Raw genomic sequence first — 12416 nt, forward strand, 5'->3', positions numbered from 1 at the left:
GATGATAACCGTCCCCTGCCGGCCCGCAGGGTTCTCGAGACGCGTGGAACCGCGTGGGCGGCGCCGGGCTCCGCCCGGACGCGCTCAGCCTCTCGGGCCGAGAGCCCCGCGATACGACCGTAACGTTCGCATCGACCCGGAACGGGCGAACGCCGCGGCGCCGATGCCGTCGTGCTGTTTCATGCCATGCTCCGTCCGAACGGGGCTGCGGGGGACGCGGGCGTGTCGATGAGGCTCGGGGGGATCCGTGACAGGGATAACCGAGCGTCTCCGGCCCGCGCCGGTGAACTGCGATGGGCTGCCGGCGGCGACCGTCGCGAAGGGAACCGGACTCTTCCGCCGCGGCGCGCAGGGCCGCGGATACGAGGAGCGTGCGGTCACTTCAGATCACCGGCCCGGCAGGCCGATGGCGCGGTGGATACGGTCGCGCTCGGCCTGCGTCAACCGGAAACTTGAAAATTCTTTCAGTTCGGGCGATCCCGGATCCATGATCACTGCCGCCCAGATCCGCGCCGGCCGCGGACTTCTCAAGTGGACGCAAGGGGTTCTCGCGAGCCGCGCCGCGGTCTCGGTCGTCACCCTGAACATGATCGAGAGCGAGCAGGTCCGGCCCCGCACCCGGACCCTCACGGCGATCCGCACGGTCCTCGAGGGGGCGGGCATCCGCTTCGTCGGCGACGCGCAGGAGGGCTACGGGGCGATCCTGCGCCCCGCCCCCGGGATCGCGTCCGGGATCGCGCCGGCACAGAAAAGCCCGGCGCGGCGGACCGCACCGGGCTGAAGCCGAACCGGCCTGCGGGTCCGCGCTACTTCTCGACGAAGGCCTTCTCGATGACGTAGTGGGCGGCCTCGCCGTGGTTGCCCTCCTCGTAGCCGCGCGAGGTCAGGAGCTCGCGGGTGTCGCGGATCATGTCGGGGCTGCCGCAGAGCATGAAGCGGTCGGCCTCGATCGACATCGTCGGCAGGCCGATATCCTCGAACAGCTTGCCCGAGACCATCAGGTCGGTGATCCGGCCGCGGTTGCGGAACGGCTCGCGGGTCACGGTCGGATAGTAGATCAGCTGGTTCGAGATCATCTCGCCCAGGAACTCGTGGCGCGGCAGCGTCTCGGTGATGGTCTCGCCGTAGGCGAGTTCCTGCACCTGCCGGCAGCCGTGGACCAGCACGACCTTCTCGAACCGGTCGTAGGCCTCGGGATCCTTGATGATCGACAGGAACGGCGCCAGCCCGGTGCCGGTGCCCAGCAGGTACAGGTTGCGGCCCGGCAGCAGGTTGTCGAGCACCAGCGTGCCGGTCGGCTTCTTGCCGACGATGATCGGGTCGCCGACCTTCAGGTGCTGCAGCTTCGAGGTCAGCGGGCCGTCCTGGACCTTGATCGAGAAGAACTCCAGCTCCTCCTCGTAGTTGGCCGAGACCACCGAGTAGGCGCGCAGCAGCGGCCGGCCCTCGACCTCCAGGCCGATCATGGTGAACTCGCCGTTGCGGAACCGGAACGCCGGATCCCGCGTCGTGCGGAACGAGAACAGGTTGTCGGTCCAGTGATGGACCGACAGAACGCGCTCCTCGTAGAACTTGCTCATCGACGGATCAGTCCTCGAATCCTCTGACGCTCGGCTCACGGTCCCGACGATCCGGGGCCCGTGGTGCGGGGGATCCCCGCCGCCCCGCTCGGGCGGGGGTGGATCCTCGGCAGCAAACGCCCGGATCCGGATGCAAACACACGCGCGCTGCTTCTTTCGCAGTTGCAGCACGCCCGTCAAGGCGCGCCGGGATCACACTGGCGAAAGAAGTGAACGGCCTGGAATCGTTCGAAGATTTAGCGTCTTCGCGGACGCTCCGCAGCGCCGCTCCGGACATGGGAGGGTTGCCGCAGAGCGGGCCCCGCGCGCCGCCCTCAGACGGGGGCGGCGGGCCGCAGCGGCGTCAGCCCGGCCTCGATCTCGGCCCGCCGCGGCTCCAGGAACGGCGGCAGAGCGAGGCGCGCGCCCAGGGTCTCCAGGGGCTCGTCCGCGGTGAAGCCCGGCCCGTCGGTCGCGATCTCGAACAGGATGCCGTTCGGCTCGCGGAAGTAGAGGCTGCGGAAGTAGTAGCGGTCCACCGGACCGCTGCTCGGCACGCGCGCCGCCCGGAGCCTGTCGGCCCAGGCCCCGTAATCCCCGTCCGGGATGCGGAAGGCGACGTGGTGGACCGCGCCCGCGCCCTGACGGGCCGGAGCGGACCGGTCGGCCAGGAGCTGGAGCTCCGCGGCCGGGCCGCCAGGTCCCATCGCGTAGACCTCCACCGGGCCGTCGCCCGTCTCGAAGGCGCGGTCCCGGCGCAGGCCGAGCACCTCGGTCAGCACGGCGGCGGTGCGGGCCGGGTCCGGCACCGAGAGCCGGATCGGGCCGAGGCCGCGGATCTGGTAGGCGGCCGGCACCGGCGATCCGTCCCAGGGGTGCTCCGGCCCGGTGCCGCCATCGTCCACCAGGGCGAGGCGCTGGCCCTCCGGATCCTCGAAGTCGAGGGTGAGGCGCCCGTCGCGCGCGACGGGCTCGGCCTCGACGAGGCCGGCCTCGCGGAGCCGCGCGTGCCACCACGCCACCGCGCCCGCGCCCGGGACGCGCAGGTGCGTGCGGGTGATGCTGCCGGAGCCCCGCCGCTCCCGGGGCGCCGGCCAGTCGAAGAAGGTGATGTCGGTGCCGGGGCTCGCCAGACCGTCGGCGTAGAACAGGTGGTAGGCCGAGACGTCGTCCTGGTTCACCGTCTTCTTCACGAGCCGGAGGCCGAGCGTGCCCGTGTAGAAGGCGACGTTCTCCACCGCGCGGGCGGTCACCGCGGTGAGGTGGTGGATGCCGGTGAGCTGCATGTCAGTCCTGGGGTTCGCCGCGTCGCGCCTCAGGCGGGGAGCGGCGGCTTCGCGAGCGGCCCGCGGATCGGGCGGCCGGCCCCCGTTCCTCCGGGGCCGCGCCGCGGTCGGCCCGCACCGATCGCCGCCCGAGAGGTGCCGCGCCCCGGACCGACGGCGCGGCCGCTACGCGGCGATCGGTACCCTGGCGCGGTGGATTTCGCCGAACCGCGGTCCCGAGACCCGCTTCTCAGAGCCCGACGGGCCGGCCGGCGGCGACCACCAGCATCCTGCCGTCCGCGAAGGTGCGGGCGGCGGCCCGGCGGATATCCGCCTGGGTGACCGCCGAGACCATGGCGTTGCGCCGGGCGATGTAGTCCATGCCCAGTTCCTCGAAGGCGATCTGCACCAGCTGGTGGGCGATCTTGGTCGAGGTGTCGAAGCCGAGCGCGTAGGAGCCGGTCAGGTAATCCTTCGCCTTCTGCAGCTCGTCGTCGTCCGGGCCGTCCGTGATCAGCCGGCCGATCTCGTCGCCGATCACCGACAGGGCCTCGCCGACGCGCTCGTTCTTGGTGGCGGTGTAGCCCCAGGTCATCGCGGCCGAGCGGTGGCTGACCAGCGAGGTCCCGACCGAGTAGGCGAGGCCGCGCTTCTCGCGCACCTCCTGGAACAGGCGGGACGTGAAGGCGCCGCCGCCGAGGATGTGGTTCAGCACGTAGGCGGGGATGAAGTCCGGGTCGCGCCACGGCACGCCGGCCATACCGAACCGGATCACCGACTGGGGCACGTCGAGGTCGACGATGACGCGCTTGCCGAGATCGTGAACCTCGGTGCGCGGCACCGCCTTCAGCGCCCCGGCCTCCGGCAGGGACCCGAAGGCGCGGTTCAGGCCCTCGGCGAGCTGCTCGGCGCCGATGGCGCCGACCGCCGCCACCTTCACCCGGCCGCGGCCGATGATCCGGGCATGCATGGCGAGCAGGTCGTCCCGGGTGATCGCCGTCACGCTCTCCACGGTGCCGGAGGACGGGCGCGCGTAGGGATGGCCGGCGAACGCCTCCTTGAAGAAGCGGCGCGAGGCCAGCACGCCCGGATCGTTCTGCTGGTAGCGCAGGCCGGCGATGATCTGGGCGCGGACGCGCTCGATCGCGTCGGGGTCGAGGCGGGGCTTGGCGAGCGCCAGAGCGAGGAGCGCGATGCCCTCGTCGGCGTGCTTGACCAGCATCTTCAGCGAGCCGCCGACCGCGTCGGCCCCGGCGTGGAACGACAGCTCGATCGCGCGGGCGGCGAGCTGCTCCTGGAACAGGTCGGAGGTCAGGTCTCCGGCGCCCTCGTCGAGGAGCCGCGCCAGCATCTGCGCGCAGCCGGCCTTGCCGGCCGGGTCCTGGGCGGCGCCGCCCTCGAAGGTGAAGGCCAGAGCGATCATCGGCACCACCGGCGACTCGACGTGCCACGCCTCGATGCCGGGGGCGGTCGCCACCGGCAGCGCCGTGGTGGGCGAGCTGACGGATTGGGCGGTGGTCTCGACCAGAGTCTCGGCCAAGCTCATGGGAACCTCGTGTCTGTTTCTCGGGCGACGGCGGAGCGGGCCAGGGCTCCCGTTCGGCAGAACGCCCCGCCGGCCCCCTCCCGGGCCCGGCGGAGCGCACCCGCGGTTACTCGGCGGCCATCGCGACCGGGGCGTCGGGATCCTGCGCCTTGGTCAGGTAGCCGGTGACCGAGCGGGCCGGCGTCAGCCAGCGCTCGGCGGCGCCCTTGAGGCGCGCCTGCGTCACCGCCTCGATGTCGGTCGGCCAGCGGCGGACCTCCTCGATGGTCTCGCCGATCGCCAGCGCCGAGCCGTAGATGCGGGCCAGCGACGACTGGCTGTCGGAGGAGTAGACGGTCTCGGCGACGAGGCGGGTCTTGGCGCGCTCGATCGCCTCGGCGTCCAGGGCCTCCGCGGGGGCGCGGCGCAGCACCCTGTCGACGGCCTCCTCCAGCTTCTCCAGCGGCACGCCCTCGGCGGGCACCGCGTAGACGGAGAAGCGGGTGTCGTCGATCGCCGAGCCCATGTACCAGGCGCCGGCATTCACCGCGAGGCCGGTCTCCATGACCAGCTTGCGGTAGAGGTACGAGGTCGAGCCGCCGCCCAGCACCTCGGCCAGCAGCTCGAGATCGTGGCAGCCGCCGTCGCGGGCGGTGATGCAGGACGGGGTCAGGTAGAGCCGCTGCAGGGTCGGCTGCTCGACCTTCGGGTCGGCGACGGCGACGCGGCGCAGCGCCTTCGGCTCCGGCTCCCGCGCCCGCAGGCGCTCGGGCCGGGTCCCCTGGGGCGCGACGCGCCCGTAGGTGGTCTCGGCGAGCCGCCGGACCTCGTCGGGGGTGACGTCGCCGGCCACCACCAGGATCGCGTTCTCGGGGGTGTAGAAGCGCTTGTAGTAGGCCAGCGCGTGCTCGCGGTTCAGGCCCTCGATCTCGTGCATCCAGCCGATGATCGGGATGCCGTAGGGATGGTGCACGAACAGGCCGGCCGCCATCGCCTCGGAGAGCTGGGCAGAGGGGTCGGTCTCGACCCGCATGCGCCGCTCCTCCAGCACGACGTCGCGCTCGGGGGCGACGACGGCGTCGTCGAGGACGAGGCCGCTCATGCGGTCCGCCTCGAACGCCATCATGGTGCCGAGATGGTCCCGGGCGACCCGCTGGAAATACGCGGTGTAGTCGTAGCTGGTGAAGGCGTTCTCCTGGCCGCCCAGGCCCGACACCGCCTTGGAGAAGGCCCCGACCGGGTGCTTCTCGGTGCCCTTGAACATCAGGTGCTCGAGGAAGTGGGCGATGCCCGACTGGCCGAGCGGATCATCCGCCGAGCCGTTGCGGTACCAGATCATGTGGGTGGCGACGGGGGCCCGGTGATCGGGGACGACCACCACGTCGAGGCCGTTGTCGAGGGTGAAGGCCGTCACTTCCGGTCCGCCCGCCTCGGAACGCCCGAACGGCGCGGCCTCGCCCCGGCCGGCGCTGCCGCCGTAGGACGAGCCCGGACGCAGCGGGAAGAGGGTGGGCGTCGCCTTCCTGAACAGGTGCATTCCGCTTTCCTTCTGCCGGCCCCGGATCGAAGCGTCCCGCGTCGGGATGCGCGCGCGGATCGGGGCCGTCCTGGTCACCGGGGCGCAAGAACCGCACCGGGACGATCATCTCATGTTGCCACGCCGTGTCGCCGTTGCAACGGCGACACGGCGCCCCCGTCACTGCTGCGCGCGCTGACGGAGATACGCGCGGGGATCCGCCTCCTCGCGCTCGCGGCTGGCGTTGTTGATCGGGTCGCTCGACGGCGGCCGGGCCAGCTGCTTGGGCGACTGCCGGTATCCGGTCGGCGGGTCCGTGAGCGTGTCGCGGCTCGGCTCGATGTCGGAGGGCTCGGCGTTGGCGCTCTTGCCCTTGAGCAGCTCGAAGGGGCTGAGCAGGCTGTCGTCGCGGTTGTTGTCGCCGGGCTTGCGCTCGGCGGTGGTCGTCAGGCCCGCGCCGGCGCGGCGCCCGCCGCGCATCTCCTCCACGGACAGCGTCGCGTTGTTGTCGTCGTAGCGGCCCTGGGCCTGGGAGCCCTTGGGATTGCGCCGCTCCACGGCGGCGCGCTCGCGCTCGACGATCTCGGGATCCTTCGGCCAGGCGGTGTTGGTGGAGCGCGCCCGCGGCTGGGGCAGGGCCTTGCCGTCGATCTTGGGCGGCATCACCAGCGGCGGCCGCTCGTGGTAGTCGATCGGATCCTGGCGCTTCTCCAGGAGGCCGATGCCCGACAGGGCGTCGCGCATGAACTCGCCGCGTTCCTGCGCGTGCGCGGCACCGACGACGCAGAGCGGCGCCAGGGCCACCGCGGCGGAGAGGAGGGGACGAAGCCTGCGATGCCCGGTCATGCTGCCTCACGGGTTCCGGACGGGGCGTCCGGCTCTGGGATGGCCGCGGCGCGGCCTGATCCGACAGGTCCCGGCCTGAGGCCGGTTTCCGGCGATCGTATGGCGCCTTGACTGCGTCGCGCCAGGAGGGGGACGCGGCCGGACCTGTGTGTTGCAGGGATCACAGGCGCGGCGCCGGGTCGCCCTGCGGCGGGGACGCCCGGCCCCTGCGGCCGTCCGGGGACAGGCTGTCGAGGATCAGCCCGATCACGCCCGCCACGATCGCCGCGTCGGCGACGTTGAACACGTACCAGGACCAGCCGCCGGCATGCAGGTGGACGAAGTCGAAGACGGCGCCGTAGGCGGCCCGGTCGATGGCGTTGCCGAGCGCGCCCCCGACGATCAGCCCCAGGGCGATCCCGAGGAGCCGCGACGAGGCCCGGCGCATCCAGATCCCGAGGCCGAGGGCGGCGGCCAGCGACAGGGCCACGAGGAGCCAGCGGCCGATCCCGCCCTCCTGCTGGAACAGCCCGTAGGAGACGCCCCGGTTCCAGACCACGACGAAGTCGGCGAAGGGCGCCAGCCGCCAGGGCTGCGTCAGCACGAGGTCGGTGCCGAAATACAGGCCGAGCTTGCTGGCCTGATCGAGAATCAGGGTGAGGACGAGGGCCAGGAGGCCGGCGCGGAAGGGCGTCACGGGTTTCGCGCCCGGCCCGGGGCGGCGCCCCCCGCTCCCCGCTCGCGGAGAGAGGGGGCGGCGGCGGCGCCGACGGCGTGGAACGCCCTCACGCCGCGCTCGCCTCCGGATGCGCCGCGTCCCACTCGCGCAGGGCCTGGGCGTCGCGGGGCGTCACCTCCGGGTAGTCCGGGTCGCTGCCGACCTCCGGGCTGACCCGCCAGGAGCGGGCGCATTTGCGCCCCTCGGCCGGGCTCGGCACCACCGCCACGCCGCGCACCTCGTCGAGGCGGAAGGCCTCGGCCGGGCCCTCGCCCGCCACCACGGTGATGGCCGAGGTGATGCAGGTATCGGCGAAGTCGCAGCCCTCGAGCGCCGCGAGCAGCTCCGGATCCGCCACGTAGACCTGCGGCGCCGCCTCCAGGCTCGCGCCGATCCGCTTGGCCGCGCGCTCGATCTCCAGGGCGCCGGTGACGACGCGCCGGACCCGCCGGATCCTGTGCCAGCGCTCCGCGAGGGCGGGGTCGAGCCAGTCCGTCGGGGTCTCCGGCAGGGTCTGGAGATGCACCGAGCCGTCCTCGGACGGGTAGCGCTCGAGCCACGCCTCCTCGGCCGTGAAGGCCAGCACCGGGGCGAGCCAGATCGTCGCCCGCCGGAAGGCCGCGTCGATCACCTGCAGCGCCGCCCGGCGGCGGACCGACGAGATCGGGTCGCAGTACAGGGCGTCCTTGCGCACGTCGAAGTAGAAGGACGACAGGTCGCCGGTCATGAAGCCGTTGAGCAGCGCCACCACCCGCTTGGTGTCGAAGGTCGCGTAGGCCTCGCGGATCTCGCCGTCGAGCTCGGCCAGCCGGTGCAGGATCAGCCGCTCCAGCTCCGGCATTTCCTGGAACGCAACGTCGTCGCCCTGGACCCGGTGGGCGAGGGAGCCCAGCATCCAGCGCAGGGAGTTCCGGAGCTTCCGGTAGGTCTCCGCGAAGGTCTTGATGATCTCCGGGCCGATGCGGAGGTCGTCGGTGTAGTCGGAGGCCGCGACCCACAGGCGCAGGATGTCGGCGCCCGAATCCTTGATGACGCTCTGCGGCGCGACGACGTTGCCCTTCGACTTCGACATCTTCAGGCCCTTGCCGTCGAGCACGAAGCCGTGGGTGAGGACGATGTCGTAGGGCGCCCGGCCGCGGGTCCCGGCCGATTCGAGCAGCGAGGACTGGAACCAGCCGCGGTGCTGGTCGGAGCCCTCCAGGTACATGACCCGGTCCTGGCCGCCGTCGCGGACGCGCTTCACCCCGGAGAGCCCCGGGAAGGCCTCCGGATCGTCCAGCACGAAGGCGTGGGTCGAGCCGGAATCGAACCAGACGTCGAGGACGTCGGTGACCTTCTCGTAGGCGGCCGGGTCGTGCTCGGGCGCCAGGAAGCGCTCCGCGGCGTCGTCGCGGAACCACGCGTCGGCGCCCTCGGCCGCGAAGGCGTCGCGGATGCGGGCGTTGACGCGCGCGTCCTTGAGGATCTCGGCGGTCTCGCGGTGGACGAAGACGGTGATCGGCACGCCCCAGGCGCGCTGGCGCGAGACCACCCAGTCCGGCCGGTTGGCGACCATCCCGGTGATGCGGTTCTTGCCCTGGGTCGGCACCCACTGGGTGTCGTCGATGCCCTGGAGCGCCACCTCGCGCAGCGTCCGGTTGCCGAGCGAGTCCACCGGTCGGTCCATGGCGATGAACCATTGCGGCGTGTTGCGGAAGATCACCGGCTTCTTGGACCGCCAGGAATGCGGGTACTGGTGGCGCAGCACCCCGCGGGCGATCAGCGCCCCGGCCTCCGTCAGCGCGGCGATGACCGCCTTGTTGGCGTCGCCCTTCTCGCCCTTGGCGGTGAGCACCCGGGTGCCGGTGAAGCCCGGGGCGGCCTCGGTGAGCACGCTGTCGGCGTCGACCGTGTAGGGAATGGTCGCGTCGATGCCGCGCTCGCGCAGCAGCCGGCCGCTCGCCATCCAGAGCTCGAAATCCTCGCGGCCGTGGCTCGGCGCCGTATGGACGAAGCCCGTGCCGGACTCGTCCGTGACGTGGTCGCCGTCGAGCATCGGCACGGCGAAGCCGTAGCCGAGCTTCGCCAGGGGGTGGTCCAGAGTCAGGCCGGCCAGGACTTCCGCGGGAACGTCAGCGACACGCTCAAATCCGCCCTCCGGGACACGGGCGGCCTTGAACACGGTCGCGGCAAGGGAATCGGCGAGCACATAGGTTTCGCCGGGCTTCGCCCAGTTGTCATCCGGCGCCCGTGAGACCCGGTAGAGTCCATAGGCGATCTTCTTCGAATAAGCGACGGCGCGGTTGCCCGGTATGGTCCAGGGAGTGGTCGTCCAGATGACGACGCGTGCACCTGCCAACGCAGCGTTGTTTGGATCGGTCGGAATCGTGCCTGGAACGATGTCTTCGGCAAGAGCGAACTTAATTTCGCGGATCGGAAAAGCACAGAAAATCGTGTCGCTGACGTGCTCCTCGTACTCGACCTCCGCCTCGGCGAGCGCGGTCTTCTCGACCACCGACCACATCACCGGCTTGGAGCCGCGATAGAGCTGGCCGCTCATCGAGAACTTCATCAGCTCGTCGGCGATCACGGCCTCGGCGGGGAACGCCATGGTGGCGTAGGGATGGTCCCAGTCGCCGGTGACGCCGAGGCGCTTGAACTCCTCGCGCTGCACGTCGAGCCACTGGGCCGCGAAGGTCCGGCATTCCTGCCGGAACTCGATCACCGGCACGTCGTCCTTGTTGCGGCCCTTGGCGCGGTACTGCTCCTCGATCTTCCACTCGATCGGCAGGCCGTGACAGTCCCAGCCCGGGACGTAGTTGGCGTCGAAGCCGAGGGCGGTCTGCGAGCGGACCACCACGTCCTTGAGGATCTTGTTGAGCGCGGTGCCGATGTGGATGTTGCCGTTGGCGTAGGGCGGCCCGTCGTGGAGCACGAATTTCGGCCGGTTCTGCCCGCGGGCGCGCAGCGTCCCGTACAGGTCCATCCGCTTCCAGCGCTCGAGGAAGAGCGGCTCGCGCACCGGCAGACCGGCGCGCATCGGGAACTCGGTCTGCGGCAGGAACAGGGTCTTGGAATAGTCGCGGGCGGGCGCGGTCTCGGGGGCGGTCATCGGATCTCGCATCGGCGGTCGGGCCGGCGCAGGGCCGGCGAAGTCGGGTCAGGCGGCAGGAGGATCCCGGACCTCCGCGCGGCCGCGCCGGAGCGGGCCCTCAGGCGGAGGCCGGGCCGGTAATTCGGATCGGGCGGCCGGGGCCGCGCAGGGCGCGCGAAGCGTGCATGGGGCGTTCTCTACCAGCCGCCCCGGCCCGAGGCCAGCGGCAGCGCGGATCACGCGCCCGTGACCGCGGATGGGACCAATCGGCGTCTGAACCGTTGACCGACACACCCTCCGCCCGCCGCGGCGGCGCGGAGCCGACCCAAACCGACTCACGGGAGTAGACCCATGAAGAAGCTTCTGATCGCGACCCTCGCCCTCGCGCCGCTGGCCTACGCGGGCGCCGCGGAGGCCCAGGGCACGGTGCGCGGCGCCCAGCGCGGCGTCGAGGACGGCACGGCCGCGGCCGGCCCGGTGGGCGGCGTCGTCGGCGGCGCGGTCGGCGCGGCGACCGGCACGGTCGGCGGGGTGCTCGGCACCGATCCGGACCCGGCCCGCCGGGCCCGCGAGAACCGCCGCGAGGAGCGGATGGAGCGCCAGGAGCGTCGCTGAGCGCGCCTCGGCCGCTGACGTTCTGGTGCCAGGTTCCGGCCGGTCGCCTCAGGCGGCCGGCCGCGCCTCCCGGCGGATGGTCTCCTGCGCCAGGAGGTACAGGCCCGATCCGACGACGATCATGGCGCCCGCGACCGTCCAGCGGCTCGGGACGTCGCCGAAGAGCAGGAAGCCCAGCGTCACCGACCACAGCAGCTGCGTGTAGATGAACGGCGCCAGCACGTTGGCCGGGGCCCGGGCATGGGCCATCACCAGCAGCCAGTGGCCCAGCGTCCCGAACAGCGCGACCCCGAACAGCAGCGCCCAGTGGGTCAGGCTCGCCGGGCTGGTCCAGATCCACGGCAGGAGCGGCGCCATCAGCGCGAGCCCCGCGAGGCCGGTGTAGAACATGGTCGTGGCGGTCGAGTCGTAGGCCGCGAGCTTGCGCGTGATGATCGCGTAGAAGGCGTAGACCACGACGTTGGCGACGCAGAGCAGAGCGGCCGGATGCATCCCGCCGACGCCCGGCCGCACGATCACCAGCACGCCCAGGAAGCCGACGCCGATCGCCGCCAGCCGCGCCCGCGACGACCACTCGCCGAGCAGCGGACCGGCGAGCAGCGCCACGGTGAGCGGCGCGGCGAACTGGATCGAGATCGTCTCGGCGAGCTGCAGGTAGCGCAGGGCCAGGAAGTTGAGGGCCGTGGAGGCGAAGAGCAGCAGGGAGCGGGCGATCTGCAGCGGCAGGCGCCGGCTCTTCACGACGCCCGGCGTGCGCACCGGGTTGATGAACAGCGAGATCATGGCGACGCTCGCCGCGTAGCGCATGAAGGTGGTGACCAGCGGGTCGACGCCGGCCCGCGCCAGGGTCTTGCCGCAGGCGTCGAGGCTCGCGAAGAAGGCGACGGCCCCGCACATCAGCGCGATGCCGACGATCCGCCGGCGGCCGGCGAGGTCGGCCTCCGGAGCGGCGCGCGGCGCGGCGCTGTCGTCGGGGACGGAGGTCGCGACCTGCGTGCTCATGCCTGACCAATCTCGGTAGAGGCCGAAATCCCTGCCACGCCCGGCGCCGCGCCGGTATCCGCCGGCGCGCAGGGGAACCATGCAGCCGGCACGGTCGCCCGCGCCGGCGGGGGACTCAGCGCTTCGCCGCGACCTTCTCGGCGACGGGGGCCTTCTCGGCGGAGGCCGTCCTGTTCGCGGTCTTGGCGACCTTCGGCTTGGGCGGCGTCGCGCCGGCGATCAGGGCGGCGAGGTGCGACTGGTCGAGCCCCGCGGCGGCGCGCGCGGGCGCGGCGGGGACGGGCGGGTCGACCGGACGGTGGCGCTGGGCACGGCGGT

General features: G+C 72.2%; 10 protein-coding genes and 1 pseudogene. 2 read left to right on the top strand and 9 right to left on the bottom strand.

The window, feature by feature from the left end; genetic code table 11:
* Positions 1 to 487 precede the first annotated feature (487 nt).
* Positions 488 to 781, top strand: coding sequence for a helix-turn-helix domain-containing protein (locus tag ACLBXO_RS28370; protein WP_331313778.1), 294 nt, complete (start codon positions 488 to 490; stop codon positions 779 to 781).
* A gap of 25 nt (positions 782 to 806) precedes the next feature.
* Here ACLBXO_RS28370 and ACLBXO_RS28375 read toward each other — a convergent pair whose 3' ends face one another.
* The 7 genes from ACLBXO_RS28375 to ileS all read right to left on the bottom strand — a co-directional run bounded on the left by ACLBXO_RS28375 (position 807) and on the right by ileS (position 10499).
* On the bottom strand, positions 807 to 1580 hold the full coding sequence (locus tag ACLBXO_RS28375; RefSeq protein ID WP_447687493.1) for a ferredoxin--NADP reductase: 774 nt from the start codon (positions 1578 to 1580) through the stop codon (positions 807 to 809).
* A 314-nt stretch (positions 1581 to 1894) separates the two neighbouring features.
* On the bottom strand, positions 1895 to 2845 hold the full coding sequence (locus ACLBXO_RS28380) for a ring-cleaving dioxygenase (protein ID WP_331313776.1): 951 nt from the start codon (positions 2843 to 2845) through the stop codon (positions 1895 to 1897).
* 229 nt (positions 2846 to 3074) lie between these two features.
* Complete coding sequence (locus tag ACLBXO_RS28385) at positions 3075 to 4370, bottom strand: M16 family metallopeptidase (protein WP_331313773.1); 1296 nt, start codon at positions 4368 to 4370, stop codon at positions 3075 to 3077.
* 106 nt (positions 4371 to 4476) lie between these two features.
* A complete protein-coding gene (locus tag ACLBXO_RS28390; protein WP_331313772.1) occupies positions 4477 to 5886 on the bottom strand; it encodes a M16 family metallopeptidase in 1410 nt (469 codons plus the stop codon).
* A gap of 159 nt (positions 5887 to 6045) precedes the next feature.
* Positions 6046 to 6711, bottom strand: a complete 666-nt coding sequence (locus ACLBXO_RS28395) for a hypothetical protein (protein ID WP_331313771.1) — start codon at positions 6709 to 6711, stop codon at positions 6046 to 6048.
* A 160-nt stretch (positions 6712 to 6871) separates the two neighbouring features.
* Complete coding sequence (gene lspA, locus ACLBXO_RS28400) at positions 6872 to 7387, bottom strand: signal peptidase II (protein ID WP_331313770.1); 516 nt, start codon at positions 7385 to 7387, stop codon at positions 6872 to 6874.
* Positions 7388 to 7475: 88 nt separating this feature from the next.
* A complete protein-coding gene (gene ileS, locus ACLBXO_RS28405; protein ID WP_331313769.1) occupies positions 7476 to 10499 on the bottom strand; it encodes an isoleucine--tRNA ligase in 3024 nt (1007 codons plus the stop codon).
* Positions 10500 to 10832: 333 nt separating this feature from the next.
* On the opposite strand from ileS, the gene ACLBXO_RS28410 reads away from it, so the two are divergent.
* Positions 10833 to 11096, top strand: coding sequence for a hypothetical protein (locus ACLBXO_RS28410; RefSeq protein ID WP_447687494.1), 264 nt, complete (start codon positions 10833 to 10835; stop codon positions 11094 to 11096).
* Between the two features lie 48 nt (positions 11097 to 11144).
* On the opposite strand, the gene ACLBXO_RS28415 is transcribed toward ACLBXO_RS28410, so the two are convergent.
* Complete coding sequence (locus ACLBXO_RS28415; protein ID WP_056523381.1) at positions 11145 to 12098, bottom strand: DMT family transporter; 954 nt, start codon at positions 12096 to 12098, stop codon at positions 11145 to 11147.
* Positions 12099 to 12213: 115 nt separating this feature from the next.
* Positions 12214 to 12416: pseudogene (locus ACLBXO_RS28420) on the bottom strand (hypothetical protein); the annotation flags it as partial.

Source organism: Methylobacterium sp. C33D, from assembly GCF_053345825.1.